General features: G+C 71.5%; 15 protein-coding genes, 3 tRNA genes and 1 pseudogene. 9 read left to right on the forward strand and 10 right to left on the reverse strand.

What is annotated here, in order from left to right; translation table 11 throughout:
• Positions 1-71: 71 nt before the first annotated feature.
• Complete coding sequence (locus AB0950_RS04685) at positions 72-512, forward strand: gamma-glutamylcyclotransferase family protein (protein WP_360570941.1); 441 nt, start codon at positions 72-74, stop codon at positions 510-512.
• Between the two features lie 28 nt (positions 513-540).
• Here AB0950_RS04685 and AB0950_RS04690 read toward each other — a convergent pair whose 3' ends face one another.
• From AB0950_RS04690 to AB0950_RS04700, 3 genes are all read right to left on the reverse strand, one after another.
• On the reverse strand, positions 541-2,628 hold the full coding sequence (locus AB0950_RS04690) for a molybdopterin oxidoreductase family protein (RefSeq protein WP_366777788.1): 2,088 nt from the start codon (positions 2,626-2,628) through the stop codon (positions 541-543).
• A gap of 99 nt (positions 2,629-2,727) precedes the next feature.
• Positions 2,728-4,197 carry a membrane-associated oxidoreductase gene (locus AB0950_RS04695; RefSeq protein WP_366777789.1) on the reverse strand — a complete coding sequence of 490 codons (1,470 nt, stop codon included), beginning with the start codon at positions 4,195-4,197 and terminating at the stop codon, positions 2,728-2,730.
• A gap of 1 nt (position 4,198) precedes the next feature.
• Entirely contained in the window at positions 4,199-4,879 is a 681-nt protein-coding gene (locus AB0950_RS04700) for an ElyC/SanA/YdcF family protein (protein ID WP_366777790.1), read from the reverse strand.
• A 153-nt stretch (positions 4,880-5,032) separates the two neighbouring features.
• Between AB0950_RS04700 and AB0950_RS04705 the strand changes: the two genes are divergently transcribed.
• The 4 genes from AB0950_RS04705 to dnaG all read left to right on the forward strand — a co-directional run bounded on the left by AB0950_RS04705 (position 5,033) and on the right by dnaG (position 10,619).
• A complete protein-coding gene (locus tag AB0950_RS04705; protein WP_366777791.1) occupies positions 5,033-5,890 on the forward strand; it encodes a sirohydrochlorin chelatase in 858 nt (285 codons plus the stop codon).
• 142 nt (positions 5,891-6,032) lie between these two features.
• Positions 6,033-7,307, forward strand: a complete 1,275-nt coding sequence (locus AB0950_RS04710) for a deoxyguanosinetriphosphate triphosphohydrolase (protein WP_366777792.1) — start codon at positions 6,033-6,035, stop codon at positions 7,305-7,307.
• A gap of 103 nt (positions 7,308-7,410) precedes the next feature.
• Entirely contained in the window at positions 7,411-8,676 is a 1,266-nt protein-coding gene (locus tag AB0950_RS04715; RefSeq protein WP_360144156.1) for an FAD-dependent oxidoreductase, read from the forward strand.
• A gap of 38 nt (positions 8,677-8,714) precedes the next feature.
• The gene (gene dnaG, locus AB0950_RS04720; protein WP_360144153.1) at positions 8,715-10,619 is read left to right on the forward strand and encodes a DNA primase; all 1,905 of its coding nucleotides are present in this window, start codon (positions 8,715-8,717) and stop codon (positions 10,617-10,619) included.
• 15 nt (positions 10,620-10,634) lie between these two features.
• On the opposite strand, the gene AB0950_RS04725 is transcribed toward dnaG, so the two are convergent.
• Complete coding sequence (locus tag AB0950_RS04725; protein ID WP_366777793.1) at positions 10,635-10,976, reverse strand: hypothetical protein; 342 nt, start codon at positions 10,974-10,976, stop codon at positions 10,635-10,637.
• Between the two features lie 190 nt (positions 10,977-11,166).
• On the opposite strand from AB0950_RS04725, the pseudogene AB0950_RS04730 reads away from it, so the two are divergent.
• A pseudogene (locus AB0950_RS04730) lies at positions 11,167-12,369 on the forward strand (RNA polymerase sigma factor); the annotation flags it as partial.
• A 35-nt stretch (positions 12,370-12,404) separates the two neighbouring features.
• On the opposite strand, the gene AB0950_RS04735 reads toward AB0950_RS04730, so the two are convergent.
• From AB0950_RS04735 to AB0950_RS04750, 4 genes are all read right to left on the reverse strand, one after another.
• Complete coding sequence (locus tag AB0950_RS04735) at positions 12,405-14,336, reverse strand: ABC transporter ATP-binding protein (protein ID WP_366777794.1); 1,932 nt, start codon at positions 14,334-14,336, stop codon at positions 12,405-12,407.
• On the reverse strand, positions 14,336-16,069 hold the full coding sequence (locus AB0950_RS04740; RefSeq protein ID WP_360144144.1) for an ABC transporter ATP-binding protein: 1,734 nt from the start codon (positions 16,067-16,069) through the stop codon (positions 14,336-14,338). Before AB0950_RS04740 ends, AB0950_RS04735 begins: the two co-directional genes overlap by 1 nt.
• A gap of 181 nt (positions 16,070-16,250) precedes the next feature.
• On the reverse strand, positions 16,251-17,690 hold the full coding sequence (locus AB0950_RS04745) for an FGGY family carbohydrate kinase (protein WP_360144141.1): 1,440 nt from the start codon (positions 17,688-17,690) through the stop codon (positions 16,251-16,253).
• Between the two features lie 116 nt (positions 17,691-17,806).
• Positions 17,807-18,112 carry a YtxH domain-containing protein gene (locus AB0950_RS04750; protein ID WP_360144138.1) on the reverse strand — a complete coding sequence of 102 codons (306 nt, stop codon included), beginning with the start codon at positions 18,110-18,112 and terminating at the stop codon, positions 17,807-17,809.
• 158 nt (positions 18,113-18,270) lie between these two features.
• Between AB0950_RS04750 and AB0950_RS04755 the strand changes: the two genes are divergently transcribed.
• The 3 genes from AB0950_RS04755 (at position 18,271) to AB0950_RS04765 (ending at position 18,675) form a co-directional block, all read left to right on the forward strand.
• Positions 18,271-18,343: transfer RNA gene (locus AB0950_RS04755), tRNA-Asn, on the forward strand.
• A gap of 6 nt (positions 18,344-18,349) precedes the next feature.
• Positions 18,350-18,422 (forward strand) — tRNA-Asn (locus tag AB0950_RS04760).
• Between the two features lie 176 nt (positions 18,423-18,598).
• Positions 18,599-18,675 (forward strand) — tRNA-Ile (locus AB0950_RS04765).
• Between the two features lie 813 nt (positions 18,676-19,488).
• Here AB0950_RS04765 and AB0950_RS04770 read toward each other — a convergent pair.
• Together AB0950_RS04770 and AB0950_RS04775 are read right to left on the reverse strand one after the other, a co-directional pair.
• Entirely contained in the window at positions 19,489-20,151 is a 663-nt protein-coding gene (locus AB0950_RS04770) for a hypothetical protein (protein WP_366777795.1), read from the reverse strand.
• A complete protein-coding gene (locus tag AB0950_RS04775; RefSeq protein ID WP_366777796.1) occupies positions 20,148-20,561 on the reverse strand; it encodes a hypothetical protein in 414 nt (137 codons plus the stop codon). Before AB0950_RS04775 ends, AB0950_RS04770 begins: the two co-directional genes overlap by 4 nt.
• Positions 20,562-20,640 lie beyond the last annotated feature (79 nt).

The following is a 20,640-nucleotide window of genomic DNA, read 5'->3' on the forward strand; positions in this document are numbered from 1 at the left end:
CCTGACATGTCATGTCCATAGCCCCTTCATGGAGATGTGTGTGGAGCCGAAGGGGGTACAGAATCGTTTCCGTGATCACTGAGGAGCCCGAGGGGCCCGGAACCCCGCTGCCCTTCTTCGTCTACGGCACGCTCCGCCCCGGCGAACCGAACCACGACCTGTTCCTGCGGGACCGCACCGCGTCGGAGGAACCGGCCCGCCTGCGGGGCGCCGCCCTCTACGACGGCCCCGGCTACCCCTACGCCGTGGAACATCCCGGCGCCGAGATCCACGGCGAACTGATCACCGCCCGCCCCGAGTCGTACCCCGATCTGCTCGCCGCCCTGGACCGCCTGGAGGAGTACACCCCCGGCGACCCTCGCAACCTCTACGAACGCGCCGCCAGAGCGGTCGCACGCGCCGACGGCACCACCACCCTCGCCTGGGTCTACCTGGCCGCCCCACCCGTCGCCGCCCACCTGCGCGCCACCGGCACCCCCATAGAGAGCGGCGACTGGCTGTCCCGCCGCTGACGACGACTTCCGCAAGCCGGGAGCCGGCCTACTTCCCGGGTACGGCCTCCACCCGCACCGCGCACGACTTGAACTCCGGCATCCGGGACGTGGGGTCGAGGGCGGGGTTGGTGAGGGTGTTGGCGCGGCCCTCGCCCGGCCAGTGGAAGGGCATGAAGACGGTGTCCGGGCGGATCGCGGTCGTGATCCTCGCCGGTGCCACGGCCCGTCCCCGCCGGGAGACCACCGCCACCGGGTCGCCCTCCGCCGCGCCGATCCGGGCCGCCAGGCGCGGGTGCAGTTCCACGAAGGGGCCCGGCGCGGCAGCGTTCAGTTCCGGTACGCGGCGGGTCTGGGCGCCCGACTGGTACTGCGCCACCACCCGGCCGGTGGTCAGCAGCAGCGGGTACTCGGCGTCCGGTTCCTCCGCCGTCGGCCGGTGGGCCACCGGCACGAACCGGGCCCGGCCGTCCGGCGTGGCGAAACGGTCCAGGAACAGGCGCGGGGTGCCCGGATGGGCCGCCTCGTCGTCGGACGGGCACGGCCAGAACACCCCGTTCTCCTCCGCCAGCCGCCGGTAGGTGATCCCCGAGTAGTCCGCCGGGCCGCCCGCGCTCGCCCGGCGCAGCTCCTCGAAGACCTCCTCCGCGTCGGCCGGGAAGCCCTTCTCCACCCCCAGCCGGGCCGCCAGCTCGTGCAGCACGTACAGGTCGCTGCGGACACCGGGCGGCGCGGTGACCGCCCGGCGGCGCAGCAGCACCCTGCCCTCCAGGCTGGTCGTCGTGCCCGTCTCCTCCGCCCACTGGGTGACCGGCAGCACCACGTCCGCCAGCTCGGCCGTCTCCGACAGCACCACGTCACAGACGGCGAGGAAGTCCAGCGACCTGATGCGCTGCTCGATGTGTGCCGCGCGGGGCGCCGACACCACCGGGTTGGAGCCCATCAGCAGCAGCGCCCGGACGTCGGTGCCGAGGGCGTCGAGGAGCTCGTAGGCGCTGCGTCCCGGGCCGGGGAGGGCGTCCGGGTCGACGCCCCACACGCCGGCCACATGCGCCCGCGCCTCGGGGTCGTCCAGCTTGCGGTAGCCGGGCAACTGGTCGGCCTTCTGGCCGTGTTCGCGGCCGCCCTGCCCGTTGCCCTGCCCGGTCAGGCAGCCGTATCCGGACAGCGGGCGGCCCGCCCGGCCCGTCGCCAGGCACAGGTTGATCCACGCGCCCACCGTGTCCGTGCCCTTGGACTGCTGCTCCGGACCGCGGGCCGTCAGCACCATCGCGCTCTCCGGCTCGCAGAACAGCCGTACCGCCTCGCGGAGCTGCGGAACGGACACCCCCGTGATCCGCTCCACGTGCTCCGGCCAGTGCGCCATCGCCGCCGCCCGCGCCTGCTCCCAGCCGCTGGTCCGCTCCCGGATGTACGCCTCGTCCGTTCGCCCCTCGGCCACCACCAGGTGCAACAGGCCCAGCGCCAGGGCGAGATCGGTGCCGGGGCGGGGGGCCAGGTGCAGGTCCGCCTGCTCGGCCGTCCGCGTCCGGCGCGGATCGACGACGATCAAGGTGCCGCCGTTCTCGCGCAGTTCGGTGAAGAAGCGCAGGGACGGCGGCATGGTCTCGGCGAGATTCGATCCCACGAGGATCACGCAGCCCGTCTTCGGGATGTCCTCCAGGGGGAAGGGCAGGCCCCGGTCGAGACCGAACGCCTTCGTGCCGGCCGCCGCGGCCGACGACATGCAGAACCGGCCGTTGTAGTCGATCTGCGAGGTGCCCAGCACCACCCGAGCGAACTTGCCGAGCGCGTACGCCTTCTCGTTCGTCAGCCCGCCCCCGCCGAACACGCCCAGCGCGTCCGCGCCGTGCTCCTCGCGTATCCCCCCGAGCCGCTCGGCGATCCGGTCCAGCGCCTCCGCCCAGCTCGCCTCGACCAGCCTGCCGCCGGAGCGCACCAGCGGCGCGGTCAGCCGTACCGCGGGCGTCAGCACCTCGGCCGCCGTACGGCCCTTGCCGCACAGCGCGCCCCGGTTCACCGGGAAGTCCGCCCGCTCCGAGACCTCGGCGCCCCCCTGCGGCAGGGGTGTGACGTTCATCCCGCACTGCAGGGCGCAGTACGGGCAGTGGGTGGGCGTCGCGGCGATGGTCTCCATGCCGCCAGCGTGCGTCGGACGTGTTACGGCCCCGGCCGCTTTTCGGTTACACGCCCGGCACGGCGGCCTCCCCGCCCGGCCGGTGGCGCCGTGAGGTCCCTACTGGCGGCTCAGGGAGCGGCTGACGCCCGCCGCGATCGTCGTGGCCAGCACCCAGCCGGTGACGATCAGCAGATACGACAGCCACTGGTACCAGCCCCGCGGCGCGTACGCCCCCTCCTGGCCGAAGTCGATGATCGGCAGCAGCAGGTCGAGGGTGTAGAAGAGCGGGTTGAACGCGGGCGCCTCCGACGGCTTCAGTGCGGGCGGACGGTGCAGGGCGAAGGCGAGCGTGCCGGTGCACAGCAGGAGCAGCAGCCAGCCCGCCGCCCGCATCGGCCGGAAGCCGTAGCCGACGGCCGCGTCCTGCAGCAGGCCCCACAGCCGGGCGTACGGCGGCAGGGTGCGGCGGTGCCGGCGCAGCTTGGCCAGCTGCACGGTGCGCGCGGCCGCGTCGTCGCCGACCGCGCGGTACGCCGTGGTCAGCTGCTCGTAGGGGTGCGGAAGGTAGCCGTCCCCGTCGCGTTCCAGCAGCGGAAGACGCCGCTCGGCGGGCAGGTGCGGGGTCAGCAGCCGGTAGCTGAGCCCGTCGAGCTGGACCTGCCGCGGCCACACCTCGGGCGGCACGTGCAGCAGGTCGAGCTGGGCCCGGCGCAGATTGACGGCCCCCTCGATGGGCGCGGCCTCCCGCAGCCACAGCTCGCCGACGGCGCTGCTGCTGGCGCGCAGGGCCTGGCCGCCCGGGTTGGACAGCCGGGCGTACGCGAGGTTGAGCTGGCGGGGTATCCGGGCGCCGCTCAGGTTGACCCGGCCCCGGGCCCGCAGCCGCATGGCGTGCAGGTCGGTGCCGACCGTCAGGACCTCGGCGTGCAGCGCGGTCTGTCCGGGCGCGTTCAGCTCCGCGTCGTTGAGGTTGACCTGGTTGCGGACGACCGCGCCGTTCAGGTGCACCTCGCCGTGCGCGACCAGCCCCCGGGCCCACACGTCCGTGCCCACCTCGGCGTGGCCGAGCTGGAGCACGGCCTCCTCGGGCACCTCGCCGGGCCTGCCGAGATGCGCGCCGTTCGCGAAGAGCGCCCCGGCCAGCTTCGCCCCCTGCAGCCGTACCGGCCCCGTGATCCGGCAGCAGGTGATCCGTACGACCCCCTCGGCCCGCAGATTCCCGGCGGTCAGCCCCGGCAGCACCGAGTCGCTCAGGACCAGGACGACCACCTGAGCCCCGTACAGATCGGGCGCCTGCTCGAAGTGGCAGTGGCGCAGCCGGACCGGATGGGCGACGGCGCCGTACTTCAGGTCCAGCCGCCCGGTGATCCGCGCGCCCGTCACCTTCAGCCCGGCGACGTGTCCCTCCCGCACCGGCCCGCCCAGCAGCAGCTCCCGCAGCACCTGAGCCCGCAGCGAGCGCTCGGGCCCCCACGCGGCGCCGTCCGCGGGGTCCTCGTCGTCGCCCGCCCGGAAGTCGACCCCCTCGCCCAGCGGGAAGGCGTCCCGGACGCGCCGCTCGGCGGGCGTCAGCTCCGTGATCTCCATGTCAGTTCCGCGCCCCCGCCAGCGCCTTCGCCACACCCTGCTCCCGCGGCCCCAGGAACGTCGGGTCGGGGTGGAACACCGTGTCCAGCAGCGCCTTGCCCGCCGCGAACACCTCGCGGGTGCCGCCGTAGTACCAGGTCGTGTCGTGCGCCTCGTCGACCCCCACCCCGTACGAGTCGACCCCCGCCGCCTCGCACAGCGCCACCGCGCGCCGGATGTGGAAACCCTGGCTGACCAGCACCGCCCGGTCCACCCCGAAGACCTTCCTGGCCCGCACACACGAGTCCCAGGTGTCGAACCCGGCGTAGTCGCCGACGATCCGGTCGCCGGGCACGCCGTGCCGCGTGAGGTAGGCGCGCATGGCGTCCGGCTCGTCGTAGTCCTTGCGGCTGTTGTCCCCGGTGACCAGCAGGACCTTCACCCGCCCCTGCCGGTACAGCCGCGCCGCCGCGTCCAGCCGGTGCGCCAGGTACGGCGACGGCTCCCCGTGCCACAGCCCCGCGCCGAACACCACCGCCACGGGCGCCCGCGGGACGTCCGCCGCCGTGCGCAGCCGGCCCTCCGTGGACAGGAACAGCCAGGTCGCCGGCAGCAGCGCCAGCACACACCCGGCCATCACGGCCTGCACCAGCCGCCGCTGCCCCGTGCGGGTGCGCGGCAGCCGCGGTCGACGGATCCTCATGCGGCCCCCCACCATCTGCTGTCGACCATGGAGGACGCCGCCCGCCCCGGTCCGGTTCGCCTCACATCGAGCGTCCGTACGACGTGAAGCAGCGGAAAACGCCCGTCATCGCCCGGCAACGGCCACGCAACCTCACGCCGTCAGGATCCTGACATGACGGCGTCGCATCCTCCCCGCTCCGAGCCCAGCGCCCACCTCGACAGCACGGCGCACCTCATGGACAGCATCAGCAGCCGGCTCGCCGGCCGGCTGCGCCTGCTCTCCCCGCTCGGCCACCGCCGCCCGGTGCCGGACCTGGTCCTCGTCGCCCACGGCAGCCGTGACCCACGCGCGCTCGAGACCGTACGGGCCCTGGCGGAACGGGTGCGTGAGCTGCGCCCCGCCGTCCCCGTCCACCTGGGTCACATCGAGCTGAACGAGCCCCTGCTCCCGGACACCCTCGCCGCCCTCGGCGACACCTCCGCCGTCCTCGTCCCGCTGCTGCTGTCCCGCGGCTACCACGTCAAACGGGACATCCCCGAGCTGGCCGCCGCCGCCCCGGCCCGCACCCGCCAGGCCGCCCCGCTCGGCCCGCACCCGCTGCTGGCCGAGGTCCTGTACGACCGCCTGGTGGAAGCGGGCTGGCCGACGGCCATGGACGCCGCGACCCGGCGCGTGAGCGCGGTCGTCCTGGCGGCGGCGGGCTCCCGCGACCCGGACTCGGCCACGGACACCCGCCGCACCGCCCGCCTCCTCGCCGACCGCCTGGGCGTCCCGGTCGTCCCGGCCTACGCCTCGGCGGCGACCCCGACCGTCCCCACGGCCGTACGGGCCCTGGCGGCGCGCGGCCGGCACCGGGTGGCGATCGCGTCGTACTTCACGGCACCGGGCCGCTTCGCGACGCAGTGCGCGGACGCAGCGCCGTGGACAGCCTCGGCCCCGCTGGGTGCGCATCCGGCGATGGCCCGCTTGATCCTGCACCGGTACGACGAGGCGAGGGTGGTGAGGCAGGCGGAACTGGCCTCGGCCTGAAAGAAGCAGCGGGGCAGCGCCGCTGAACGGGCGCGGGGCCGTACCGACATGCGGCCGGCGCCGCGCGGGGGCGCCAAGCCACAACGACGCCGCACCCGCCCGACAACGGATCTCGGCAGACGAGTGGGCTTAGTGTCGAATCATGGAAGGCACCGCACCCCTCACCGCCTACGACCCGGCGTCAGCCGACCGCTGGGCCCCCGAGCCCGACAAACGCCCCGGCCGCACCGCCTTCCAGCGCGACCGCGCCCGCATCCTCCACTCGGCCGCCCTGCGACGCCTCGCCGGCAAGACCCAGGTCGTCACCCCGGGAGCCCGCAGCCAGGTCTGGGACGCCAGCCCCCGCACCCGCCTCACCCACTCGCTCGAATGCGCCCAGGTCGGCCGGGAACTGGGCGCGGCCCTCGGCTGTGACCCCGATCTGGTGGAGGCCGCCTGTCTGGCCCACGACCTCGGCCACCCGCCCTTCGGCCACAACGGTGAACAGGCGCTGAACGCCTTCGCGGACGACTGCGGCGGCTTCGAGGGCAACGCCCAGTCGCTGAGGATCCTGACCCGCATCGAGCCGAAGCGGTTCACCGAGAAACGGTCCGTCGGTCTCAACCTCACCCGGGCCGCCCTCGACGCCGCCACCAAATACCCCTGGCCGCGCGGCGCCCACCCCACCGACCCGGCGTCGCGGAAGTTCGGCGTCTACGAGGACGACCGCCCGGTGTTCGACTGGGTCCGCGCGCACGCCCCCGGCACCCGCACCTGCTTCGAGGCCCAGGTCATGGACTGGTCCGACGACGTGGCGTACTCGGTGCACGACGTGGAGGACGGGCTGCACGCCGGCCACATCGACCCGAACTGCCTGCACGCCGAGCCGGAGCGGCAGGCGGTGTTCGAGGTGGCCGTCGGCCGGTACGTCCCGGCGGACACCGACGCGGCCGAGCTGGCCGCCGCCCTCGACCGGCTCCTGGACGAGGAGTGGTGGCCGCACGGCTACGACGGCACGGCGGTCGCCCAGGCCCGGCTGAAGGACGCCACCAGCCAGCTCATCGGCCGGTTCTGCCTGGCCGCCGAGGGCGCCACCCGCACCGCGTACGGCTCCGGCCGGCTCACCCGCTACGGCGCCGAACTGGTCGTACCCCGCGAGACGCGCATGGAGTGCGCGGTGCTCAAGGCGGTCGCCGACCGGTATGTGATGCAGCGCGCCGAGCAGGAGCGGCTGCGCGCCGATCAGCGGATCGTCGTGGCGGAGCTGGCGGAGGCGCTCACCGCCCGCGCGCCGGACGGCCTCGACCCGCAGTTTCGGGCACTGTTCGACGGGGCAGACGACGACCACGCGCGCAAGCGGGTGATCGTCGACCAGATCGCCTCCCTCACGGACGCCTCCGCACGCTCGCTGCACGCGAGACTCACGGGGCATATGTGAAAGGAACATGTCGTCCGTGGCCTGATCGGGTCACTCCCTCTTCCCGCAGCACGCCCGGTGCGGGACGCTCGCATGTGGCGGCACCCTTACGAGGAGGCATCAAGTGGTCGACGCGGATCAGACATTCGTCATCGTCGGGGGCGGGCTCGCCGGCGCGAAGGCGGCCGAGACGCTCCGGGCGGAGGGCTTCACCGGCCGGGTGATACTGATCAGTGACGAGCGCGACCACCCCTACGAGCGGCCGCCGCTGTCCAAGGGCTATCTGCTCGGCAAGGCGGAGCGCGACAGCGTCTTCGTGCACGAGCCGGCCTGGTACGCGCGCAACGACATCGAGCTGCACCTCGGCCAGTTCGTCGACCGCATCGACCGCAGCGCCAAGACCGTCCGCTTCGGCGACGACGGCACCCTCGTCCGCTACGACAAGCTGCTGCTGGTCACCGGCGCCGAGCCGCGCCGCCTGGACATCCCGGGCACCGACCTGGCCGGCGTGCACCATCTGCGCCGGCTCGCGCACGCCGAACGGCTCAAGGGCGTGCTCGGCTCGCTCGGCCGGGACAACGGGCACCTCGTGATCGCGGGCGCCGGCTGGATCGGCCTGGAGGTCGCGGCGGCGGCCCGCGAGTACGGCGCGGAGGTCACCGTGATCGAGCCGGCGCCGACCCCGCTGCACGGCGCGCTCGGCCCCGAGCTGGGCGAGGTCTTCGCCGAGCTGCACCGCGAACACGGCGTCCGCTTCCACTTCGGGCGGCAGCTCACCGAGATCGTCGGGCAGGACGGCATGGTCCTCGCCGTGCGCACCGACGACGGCGAGGAGCACCCGGCGCACGGCGTCCTCGCCGCGATCGGCGCGGCCCCCCGCGTCGGCCTCGCGGAGGCGGCGGGCCTGGAGATCGCCGACCGGGCGCACGGCGGCGGCATCGTCGTCGACGAGCGGCTGCGCACGTCCGACCCGGACATCTACGCGGCGGGTGACGCGGCGAACTCCCCGCTCGCCCGGTCCGGCACCCGGGTGCGGGTCGAGCACTGGGCCAACGCCCTGAACGGCGGACCGGCCGCCGCACGCTCGATGCTCGGCCAGGAGGTGACCTACGACCGCGTGCCCTACTTCTTCACCGACCAGTACGACCTCGGCATGGAGTACAGCGGCTGGGCGCCCGCCGGGTCGTACGACCAGGTGGTGATCCGGGGCGACGCCGGGAAGCGGGAGTTCATCGCCTTCTGGGTGAAGGAGGGCCGGGTCCTGGCCGGGATGAACGTGAACGTGTGGGATGTCACAGAGCCCATCCAGAAACTGATCCGTTCCCAGGCCCAGGTGAACACGGAGGACCTGGCCGACCCGCACGTACCACTGGACAGCCTGGCTTCCTGAACACCGGGTGTGTCAGTTCGTCCCCGTAGAATTCACGCGTGGCAGGACGGATCAACGACGAGGACGTGAAGGCGGTACGGGACGCGGTCCCGATCGACGCCGTGGTCTCCGAGTACCTCCAGCTGCGCAACGCGGGCGGCGGCAACCTCAAGGGACTGTGCCCGTTCCATGACGAGAAGTCGCCGTCCTTCCAGGTCAGCCCGAGCAAGGGACTCTTCCACTGCTTCGGCTGCCAGGAGGGCGGCGACACCATCACCTTCGTGATGAAGGTGGACCACCTCTCCTTCTCGGAGGCGGTGGAGCGGCTGGCCGCCCAGGCCGGCATCACGCTGCGCTACGAGGAGGGCGGGTACAACCCGGCCCACCAGCGCGGCGAGCGCATCCGCCTGGTCGAGGCCCACAAGATCGCCGCGCAGTGGTACGCCGAGCAGCTCGCCACCGGCCCCGAGGCCGAGACCGGCCGGATCTTCCTCGCCGAGCGCGGCTTCGACCAGGCCGCCGCCGTGCACTTCGGCGTCGGCTACAGCCCCCAGGGCTGGGACCACCTCACCCGCTATCTGCGCGGCAAGGGCTTCACCGACAAGGAGCTGCTCCTCTCCGGCCTCGCCCAGGAGGGCCGGCGCGGCCCCATCGACCGCTTCCGGGGCCGGCTCATGTGGCCGATCCGGGACATCGGCGGCGAGGTCGTCGGCTTCGGCGCCCGCAAGCTCTACGAGGCGGACAACGGCCCGAAGTACCTGAACACGCCGGACACGCCGATCTACCGCAAGAGCCAGGTGCTGTACGGCATCGACCTCGCGAAGAAGGAGATCGCCAAGACCAGCCGCGCCGTCGTCGTCGAGGGCTACACCGACGTCATGGCCTGCCACCTCGCCGGGGTGACGACGGCCATCGCCACCTGCGGTACGGCCTTCGGCGGCGAGCACATCAAGATCCTGCGCCGGCTGCTGATGGACAACGGCAGCGCGCGCGTCATCTTCACCTTCGACGGCGACGCCGCCGGCCAGAAGGCGGCCCTGCGCGCCTTCGAGGACGACCAGAAGTTCGCCGCCGAGACGTACATCGCGATCGCGCCGGACGGCATGGACCCGTGCGAGCTGCGTCTGGCGAAGGGCGACGAGGCGGTGGCGGACCTGGTCGAACCCCGCACCCCGCTCTTCGAGTTCGCACTCCGCCAGATCGTGAGCCGCTACGACCTGGACACCCCGGCCGGCCGGGCCGCCGCGCTGGACGAGGCGGCGCCCATCGTCGCCCGCATCAAGAACAGCGGCGCCCAGCACGAGGTCGCCGTCGAACTCGCCGGCATGCTCGGCATCCTCGACACCCAGTTCGTGGTCCGGCGCGTGGCCCAGCTGGCCCGCTGGGCGAGGGAGGGCAAGGGCCGGCAGCAGGACCGGACCCGCCCGGCAGGCCAGCAGTGGGCGGCGCCCGCGTCCCGCCCGGCGAACAGCGGCCCGGCCCTCACCCTGCGCAACCCGGTCTACGCCGCCGAGCGCGAACTGCTCAAACTCGCCCTGCAGCGCCCCGAGCTGGTCTCCCCGGCCTTCGACGCCTACGGTGTGGACGAGTTCACCGCGCCGCCGTACGCGGCCGTGCGCCAGGCGATCGCCGAGGCGGGCGGCGCCGAGTACGGCGTCCCCGACCCGCAGGAGTACCTGGTCCGGGTCCGCGAGGCCGCGCCCGATGACGCCGTGCGCGCGATGGTCACCGAACTGGCGGTCGAGCCGATCCTGCGCCGCACCGTCGACGAGGTCTACGCCGGCACGGTCCTGGTCCAGATCCGCCGCCGCGCCGTGGAACGCCGCATCCACGACGTCCAGTCCCAGATGACCCGCCTCGCAGGCGCCGGCGACCCCGCCCGACTGACCGCCGTGCAGAACGAGTTGTGGGTCCTCCAGCAGTACGACCAGGCCCTGCGGGAGCGGGGGGCGGAGGCGTTGTAGGGGGCCTGCGCGGGATCAACCCTGGGGGGACCGGCCGGGCGGTGCGATGCCGAGGTGGTTTGTGATCGCTCCGACATGAGTGGTGAGCGATTCGAGCTGCTCCATCATCGCCACCTGCCCGGACACGAGAGCGCCGAGCAGCTTGCTGTGCTCGGCCAGCGTCTTGCTGTGCTCCAGCTGCGTCTGCCGCAGAGCCTGCATGAGCTGCATGTCCGCCCTCCGCTGCTCCTGCAGCGCGGCCACGTCACGGTCGGAGTTCACGGCGAGGTGCCGGGTGGCAGCCTGCTGCTCCACGACCTCGTCCACGCGAGCCTCCAGCGCCTCCAAGCGCCGCCGCAGCTCCTCCATCTCGCTCATGCCTTCCATCCTGCCTCAAGTCCGCGCGGGACCACCGCCCGCAGTTGCCAATCGCATAGTCCAACGAACCGAGTAACCGACCGGTCACCGTGCGGACGCAAAAAGTCACCGCACGCCCCTCGTGGCGGGGATGCGTCTTCCCCCACACTGGGGGCGGTGCCCGAGTCCTCGGAGCGCAGGCCGTCGACTCTCCGCTTCCGAAGTGCCGCTGCCGCAGCCGACGGCAGCGATCATCCTGGAGGTCGCCCCCGTGCAGACCCAGACCCTCACCCAGACCGACAGCGCCACCAGTACCACCGCGGACGATCCGGACGCCGAGCCGGACGTCCTCATGGCCGTGCCCCCGCAGAGCCGCGCCGTCCTCCACCCGGAGAACGGGCCCGCCGAGCCGGCCGAACCACCGGCGGAAGCGCTCGTGGACGAGCCCGAGGAGACCGCCGAACCCGTCGAGGCGGCCGTATCGGCGCGGACCGAGACCGGCGGTCCCTCGGCCGACCTGTTCCGCCAGTACCTGCGCGAGATCGGCCGCATCCCGCTGCTCACCGCCGCCGAGGAGGTCGAACTCGCCCGCCGCGTCGAGGCCGGCCTGTTCGCCGAGGAGAAGCTGAGCAACACCCCTGACCTGGACAGCGAGTTGGCCCTCGATCTGGACCGGCTCGTGGTCATGGGGCGGATGGCCAAGCGGCGGCTCATCGAGGCCAACCTGCGGCTCGTCGTCTCCGTCGCCAAACGCTACGTCGGCCGCGGCCTGACCATGCTCGACCTGGTGCAGGAGGGCAACCTCGGGCTGATCCGCGCGGTGGAGAAGTTCGACTACGCCCGCGGCTACAAGTTCTCCACCTACGCCACCTGGTGGATCCGCCAGGCCATGTCCCGGGCCCTGGCCGACCAGGCCCGCACCATCCGCGTGCCGGTGCACGTCGTCGAGCTGATCAACCGGGTCGTCCGGGTGCAGCGCCGCATGCTCCAGGAACGGGGATACGAGCCGACGCCCGCGGAGGTCGCCGCGCACCTCGAACTGCCGCCCGAGCGGGTCTCGGAGGTGCTGCGCCTCGCCCAGGAGCCGGTCTCGCTGCACGCCCCGGTCGGCGAGGAGGACGACGTGGCCCTCGGCGACCTGATCGAGGACGGGGACGCGGCGAGCCCGGTCGAGTCGGCCGCGTTCCTGCTGCTCCGGCAGCACCTGGAGGCGGTGCTGTCGACGCTGGGCGAGCGGGAGCGGAAGGTCGTACAGCTCCGCTACGGGCTCATCGACGGCAGGCCCCGCACGCTGGAGGAGATAGGCCGGCTGTTCGGGGTGACCCGGGAGCGGATACGGCAGATCGAGTCGAAGACCCTGAACAAGCTCCGGGACCACGCGTTCGCGGATCAGCTCAGGGGATACCTGGACTGAAAAGGGGGGCCGCCGGCCGGCGGCCCCCCCGGTGCCTAGTCCACCTCGGCCACGGCCTGCGTGAACTGGGCCTTGTACAGCCGGGCGTACGCGCCGTCGGCCGCCAACAGCTCGGCGTGCGCGCCCTGTTCGACGATCGACCCGTTCTCCATGACGAGAATCGTGTCGGCGTCCCGGATGGTCGACAGGCGGTGGGCGATCACGAACGAGGTACGCCCGGCCGCCAGCTTCGCCATCGCCTTCTGGATCAGCACCTCGGTACGGGTGTCGACGGAACTCGTCGCCTCGTCCAGCACCAGGATCACCGGGTCGGACAGGAACGCCCGCGCGATGGTGATGAGCTGCTTCTCACCGGCGCTGACGCCCGTGCCCTCGTCGTCGATGACGGTGTCGTACCCGTCGGGGAGGGTGCGGACGAACCGGTCGGCGTGCGCGGCCCGCGCGGCCTCCTCGATCTCCCCGCGGGTGACCTCCCGGGAGGCGCCGTAAGCGATGTTCTCCGCGATGGTGCCGCCGAACAGCCAGGTGTCCTGGAGCACCATGCCGATCCCGGACCGCAGTTCGTCGCGGGACATCTTCCGGATGTCCACCCCGTCGAGGGTGATCCGGCCGCCGGAGACGTCGTAGAACCGCATCAAGAGGTTGACCAGCGTGGTCTTGCCCGCGCCGGTGGGGCCCACGATGGCCACCGTGTGACCGGGTTCCACGGTCAGCGACAGGTCCTCGATCAGCGGCTTGTCCGGGTCGTACCGGAACGACACGTGCTCCAGGCGGACCCGCCCGCGCAGCTCGGCCGGCCGCTCGCCCGGCACCGGATCCGCCTCCTGCTCCTCCGCGTCCAGGAGTTCGAAGACCCGCTCGGCCGAGGCGACACCGGACTGCACCAGGTTCGCCATCGACGCGACCTGCGTCAGCGGCATGGAGAACTGGCGCGAGTACTGGATGAACGCCTGCACGTCACCGATGGACAGCGCGCCGGAGGCGACCCGCAGGCCGCCGACGACCGCGACCAGCACGTAGTTGAGGTTCGACACGAACATCATCAGCGGCTGCATGACGCCGCTGTTGAACTGCGCCTTGAACGCGGCCTGGTACAGCGCCTCGTTCTGCTCGGCGAACTGCTGCGCCGACTCCTCCTGCCGGCCGAACACCTTCACCAGGGCGTGCCCGGTGTACATCTCCTCGACATGGGCGTTCAGCTTGCCGGTGGAGCGCCACTGCTGCACGAAGTGCGGCTGCGACCGCTTGCCGACGCGGGTCGCCACCAGGAACGACAGCGGCACGGTGACCAGCGCGACCAGCGCCAGGATCCAGGAGACGTAGAACATCATCGCGAGCACGCCGATGATGCTCAGCACCGAGTTGATCAGCTGGCCCATCGACTGCTGGAGCGTCTGCCCGATGTTGTCGATGTCGTTGGTCGCCCGGCTCAGCACCTCGCCGCGCTGGCGCTGGTCGAAGTACGACAGCGGCAGCCGCGACAGCTTCGTCTGCACGTCGCCGCGCAGCCGCAACATGGTGCGGTTCACGGACCGGTTGACCAGCCGGGTCGCCACCGCCATCAGCAGGCCGGAGACCAGGAACGTGCACAGCGCGAGCAGCAGGACGGTGCCGACGGCGCCGAAGTCGATGCCCTTGCCGGGCGTGAAGTCGGTGCCCTTCAGCATGTCCGCGATGCGGCCCTGGCCATGGGCCCGCATCTGGTCGAGGACCTGCTGCTTGGTGGCCCCGGCGGGCATCTGCCGGCCGATGATGCCGGAGAAGACCAGGTCGGTGGCCCGGCCCAGGATCTTCGGGCCGACCACGTTCAGGGTCACGCTGACGACCACGCAGAGCAGCAGGCCGTAGATGGTGAACCGTTCCGGTCTGAAGTGGGACAGGAGCCGTTTGCCCGACCCCTTGAAGTCCATCGAACGCTGGTCGGGGCCGCCCCCGGCCATCATGCGCGCCCCCATGGGCCCGGCCATCAGGCAGCCTCCGCTTCCGTCAGCTGGGAGAGCACGATCTCCCGGTAGGTATCGTTGCTCGCCATCAACTCCCCGTGCCGGCCGGAGCCGACGACCCGGCCCTCGTCCAGCACGATGATCCGGTCGGCGTCGCGGATGGTCGCCACCCGCTGGGCGACGATCACGACGGTCGCCTCGGCGGTCTCCCGGGCGAGCGCGGCGCGCAGGGCCGCGTCGGTGGCGTAGTCGAGCGCGGAGAAGGAGTCGTCGAACAGGTAGATCTCCGGGCGCTGGACCAGGGTGCGGGCGATCGCCAGCCGCTGGCGCTGACCGCCGGAGACGTTCGTGCCGCCCTGCGCGATCGGCGCGTCCAGGCCGCCCTCCAGCCTGCTCACGAAGTCCTTGGCCTGCGCCACCTGCAGCGCGTGCCACAGGTCCTCGTCGGTGGCGTCCGGATTGCCGTACCGCAGATTGGTGGCGACCGTGCCGGCGAACAGGTACGGCTTCTGCGGCACCAGTCCGACCGTCCGCGCGAGCAGCTTCGGGTCGACCTCGTCCACCTTCACGCCGTTGACCAGGACTTCACCCTCGGTGGCGTCGAACAGCCGCGGGACCAGCCCGAGAAGCGTGGACTTGCCGCTGCCGGTCGAGCCGATCACGGCGGTCACCTCACCCGGGCGGGCCACCAGGTCGATGGACTTCAGCACGGGCTCCTCGGCGCCCGGATAGCGGAAGCCCGCGCCCCGCATCTCCAGATGGCCGTGCGCGCGCAGCTCGGTGACGGGCGCGGCCGGCGGGACCACGCTGGAGTCGGTCCCGAGAACCTCCTCGACGCGCTCGGCGCACACCTCGGCGCGCGGCACCATCATGAACATGAAGGTGGCCATCATCACGGACATGACGATCTGCATCAGATAGGCGAGGAACGCGGTCAGGTCGCCGATCTGCATCCCGCCGCTGTCGATGCGGTGGGCGCCGAACCACACCACGGCGATGGACGACAGGTTCACCACCGTCATGACCATCGGGAACATCAGCGCGAGCATCCGGCCGGTGGCCAGCTGCATGTCGGTCAGGTCGCCGTTGGCCTTCCCGAACCGCTCCTGCTCGTACTGGTCCCGCACGAAGGCGCGGATCACGCGGTTGCCGGTGATCTGCTCGCGCAGCACCCGGTTCACGGTGTCCAGGCGGACCTGCATCGACCGGAACAGCGGCCGCAGCCGGCGCACGATGAGGGTGACGCAGATCGCCAGCACCGGCACCACCGCGACCAGCACCCCGGACAGCGGCACGTCCAGGCCGAGCGCCAGCACGATGCCGCCCACGCACATGATGGGCGCGGACACCATGAGGGTGAACGACATCAGGACCAGCATCTGGATCTGCTGTACGTCGTTCGTCGTACGGGTGATGAGCGAGGGCGCCCCGAAGTGACCCACCTCACGCGCGGAGAAGGACTGCACCCGGTCGAAGACGGCGCCGCGCACGTCCCGGCCGAGCGCGGAGGCGGTCCGCGCACCGAAGTACACGGCGCCGATGTTGCACACGACCTGCGCCAGCGAGATGCCGATCATCAGGGCGCCGAAGGAGAGGATGTAATCCGTGTCACCCTTCACGACACCGTTGTCGATGATGTGCGCGTTCAGCGTGGGCAGATAGAGGGTGGCGCAGGTCTGCAGGAACTGCAGCAGCACCAGCAGGGTGATGGGTTTCTTGTAGGGCCTGAGATAGGTCCGCAGGAGTCGTATGAGCACGCTAGGTCTCTCGGAGGTCGGCGGGCGGGGGCTGGTGAGGTGTCCTTGGCCCCTATCGTCGGACACTCCACCCGCGTTACCTCAACCGATTAACCGGGGGACGGCTGCATTGAGCTGTCGGCGGAACGGGCCGGCGGCCGAACGGGCCGGTCGTGGGCCGGGTCGGCAGCCCGTGCACGGGTCAGGCGCGGAACGCGCCCGGGTGGGTCTGTTCGCGCACCGCCGTGAACTGCTGCCGTACCGCCTGTCCCACGGCCAGCTCGTCGCCCGGCTCCAGCACCTGCGCCGCCGCGCCCTGCCAGGCCGGCGGGGTGCGCGGGTCGAGGGTGCCCTGCGACACGCCGAGCGCCCAGGCCGCCTGCCGGGCCGCGCCGATCGCCGCGTAGTCCGCGGGCTGCGGCACGACGACCTGCGCGCCGAACAGCGAGGGCGCGGAGGCCTGCACGGCGGGCAGCTCGGCGGCGGGGCCCAGCAGGAAGATCCGCCGTACGTCCACGCCCCGCCCGCGCAGCACGTCCAGCGCGTCGCCGAGCCCGCACAGCATGCCCTCGAACGCGGCCCGCGCCAGATGCTCGGGCTTCATCGACTCCCGCCTGAGCCCCGCGAGGGTGCCCGCGGTGTGCGGCAGGTTCGGCGTCCGCTCGCCCTCCAGATAGGGGAGGAGCACCAGCCCGTGCGCGCCCGGCGTGGACTTCATCGCCAGGTCGGACAGGCTCTCCAGGTCCGGCAGCCCGAGGAGTTCGGCGGTCCCGCGCAGGGTCCGTACGGCGTTGAGGGTGGTGACGACCGGCAGGTGCATGCCGGTGGCGTCGGCGAGGGAGGTGATCATCCCGGACTGGTCCGTCAGGGCTTCGGGGTGCACGGCCATCACGGACCCGGACGCCCCGAGCGAGACGACGGCGTCCCCCAGCCCGATGCCGAGGCCGAACGCGGCGGCCATGGTCTCCCCGGTCCCGGCGGAGATCAGCAGCCCTTCCGGGGTCGTACCGGCCGCGTCCGACGGGCCGATCACCTCCGGCATCATCGCCTGGTGCCCGAGCGCCAGCTCGACCAGGTCGGGCCGGTAGGCGCCGGTCGCGGCCGACCAGTACCCGGTGCCGGAGGCGCCACCGCGGTCGGTGGTCCTGCGCACCGGCCGGCCCAGCAGCTGCCAGACCAGCCAGTCGTGCGCCTGGAGCAGGACGGCGGTCCTGCGGGCGTTCTCCGGCTCGCTCTTGGCGAGCCAGCGCAGCTTGGTGACCGGCTGCGCCGCCGACGGCACGCACCCCACGGCCTGCGCCCAGGCCTCCCGGCCGCCGAGCGCGTCGACGAGGTCCGCCGCCGCGACCTGCGCCCGCTTGTCCCCGCCGGCCATCGCCGGGCGCACGGTGTTGCCCTGCGCGTCGAGCGGGATCAGCGCGTTCTGCTGGGCCGACACGCCGATGGCCTGCACGCCCTCCAGCAGTCCGCCGCCGGCCGCCTCGCCGAGGGAGAGCAGCCACGCCTGCGGATCCACGTCGCTGGGCCGGCCCTCCACCGGGTGCGGGGCATACCCCTGCCGTAGTACGGCACCGGTGTCCGTGTCACAGACCACGATGCGTGTGAAGTCCGGTGCGCTGTCCAAGCCGGCGACTATCCCCATGCACCGAATTTTGCAGCATCGGCGGGGATGCTCGTCGCCTCGCGGGCGCGGCTGCGTGGTGGGCGGACCTCCGCGCGTGTCCTACGGCGTCGCAGGGCGCCGCGCCCGGAGCCGCGCTACGTGTTGCTGGTGCCCCAGTCGTCCTCGGGCGTGCCGTTCAGGTTCCGGTCCCGCAGGGACCTGACGCGCTGGGCCACGGTCTCGGGGACCCGGTCCCCGACCTTGTGGCTGACCGTGTGGAAGGCCTTGCCCGCGTACTGGCGGCCCTGCTGGGCGGCGGTCTCGGCGGTGTTGCGCACGGCGGGGTTCTGCGCGATCCGCTGAGCGGACTTCTTCAGCTGCTCGTACCGCTCGCGTCCGGCCCTCGTGCCGAGCACGTAACCGAGGGCCAGTCCGGCGACGAACGTGAGCCGGTAGCGCATGGCTGCCACCCTTTCCTTGCCTAGGACTGCGGTGCGACGTGGGCGCCGGGGGAACCGATTGGCGGAGCACCCCCCTGCTTGCGCTAATGTATGTGTCGCAGCGAGCGCCCGCCCCCTGGCGAATACCCAGGTAGCCACGTTCGATGCAGTCGAGGCGATCCTCCGTAGCTCAATTGGCAGAGCAGCCGGCTGTTAACCGGCAGGTTACTGGTTCGAGTCCAGTCGGGGGAGCTTCGGTCCTCCGTAGCTCAATTGGCAGAGCAGCCGGCTGTTAACCGGCAGGTTACTGGTTCGAGTCCAGTCGGGGGAGCGCGGTGAACGAGGACCCCTTGGGGGTCCTTTTTCATGCCCGCGGGAACCGCCGTGCCTGCGCTGTTGTCCTCAAGGTCATGAGCAGCGCGGAAGCCGGTCTTCCGAAGCAGGAGATCGTATGAGCGGCTATGCTGCGGCAGACGGCGCGCACACCTGTACGCGACACGCCGCTATGGGGCGGTAGCTCAGCCGGTTAGAGCAGCGGACTCATAATCCGTCGGCCGTGGGTTCGAGTCCCACCCGCCCCACCAGTAACGTGCCCTGACCTGCCGAAACGTCTCTTCTGGCGGGAGATCGCAAACTCTGGCTCAGCGGAGAGAATCCGCTGCTCAGAGGTTCTGTCCGAGTCGGGGAGTCACAGCGCGGTCGAGCGTGGCAAGGTCCTGAACTGCGGCTTTGCCAGCAGCTCAGGATGCTTCCGATGAGTCCTGTGCCGTGAAGTCGAGATCGAGTGGACGCGCAGTGGACTCGAGGGGCCGCGGCCGGGCGCGTCTCGAGGAGTCGTACGACGAGATGGCGTCGAGGTCTCTTCGCCGACTTCCCCAGGGGCAGGGCCTGTTAGCCCGGAGTGACTGCAATCACAGGCGAGTAGCTCGCCGGCTGCGTCGGTGAGCTACTCGCTTCAGCGTGAGTCTTTCGCCGCGTAGAGGGCCCCTTGTTCCCGGTAGCGGGCCTTCGTATCTGTCGCCGCGGAACGTCAACGTGGGAAGCGTGGTTCTGCGGTCAGGGGTACGCCGCTGGAGGGGATTGGGCCACGTAGGTGGGAGAGTCCTCGCTGCGCTCTGCTTCCAGAGGGATGAGGGCCGCGGCCACCGATCGCTTGGGCGGAGAGTATCCGAACAGGCGGGTGGCGCTGCCGGTAGCCGTCGTCACGCTCGGCGCACGGTTCGCCGCTCTGTGTGGTGGGCGCAGAACGCCGGTCCTGAAGGTCGAGGACGCCTGAGCCTCGGGCTGGTCATGACCCAGGGGGATCGTTCCTCTGAGTGGGACCCGATGCCGGTAGCCTGCGAGCCCCCCAGTCTGCAGAACGGGCGCGACCATCACGAGTGAAGGAATGGTCCGTTTTAACGTGGTATCCGGTAGTAGCCATCCGCGGGCAGGATCAGACGGTAAATGATGCCGTGTTGGTGTCGGATGGCAGTGACCGTGGCGTGAGACGGCTCGTACACCCGCCGGTACAGGCCGGGATTCTCTTCTGGCCCCGGCAGGGTACGGCTGGGGTTGTCCCAGTCGAGGACATGCCCTGCGCGGACCCTGTCTCCGGGCGGGCCGGGGATCAACTCGGTGCCGGTGCCATCGTGCTCATGGGTGAAGGGGATCGGGGACAGCGGCTGGTCGCCCGCGGTGAGAATCGCGTCGACAGTGTCGGAGACGGGCAGTGAGCTCGTGTAGTAGGCGGTCAGCCGCATCCAGCAGCGCACCTTGTAGGTGGGCCATCGTGGATTGAACAGGTCCCAGTCGAGTGTTCCCGGCACGCAGTGGTCGTCGATGGCCAGAAGACGCAGCGTGAGCGGTGTCTCCTCCTCGTACCTGCGGGCGATGGCGCGGAGCCGGGCCTCGGACGCATGGCGGGCCTTCCGCGCTGCTTCGCCGGAGGCGAGCCGATGTGCCTTCCTTCGGCTGGTCGAGAAGATGAGAGACAGTGCTTTCTCGAAAAGGATGTAGGCGAGCAGGAGCAGTGTGCCGACGCCACGCAGGAGGATGATCCTTGCTGGCCGGCGCGTCAAGGCAGTGGGGCTTTCGGCTGTGTGCTGGCGGGCATCAGCATCGCTTGCAGGAGGGAAGCGGCAGCTGTCAGCAGGACGTGGACCGTGAAGCGAAGAGCATTTCCAGTGGTGCTGATGTCCAGATGCTTCAGCATGATGATGAACCAGGTGAAGAAGCCGACGACGACCGCGAGGTGGTTTCCGCGGACCTTGACCAGCCTGAGGCCCGTCCACAAGGCGAGCGGGTAGACGACGATGACTGCTGCGTCGACGGCCCAGTAGTAGGGGACGCCGGCAAGCGGGTTGCGGTCGCTGTCCGCTGCGGTCAGGTGATCGAGCAGTGCATCCAGGGCATCGAGGAGCTTCCAGGATCCGAACGTGACGACCGCGACCACGATGGTGGTTTTCGTGGCACGTATCAGGTAGGCCATGCGTCAATCGTCCTCTGCTGGTGGAGTGGTCTGGTATCCGTACGCGTACTCAAATCCCCGGTTGGGGAGAACCACGTCG

Source organism: Streptomyces sp. NPDC007189 (assembly GCF_040703635.1).
GTDB lineage: Bacteria > Actinomycetota > Actinomycetes > Streptomycetales > Streptomycetaceae > Streptomyces.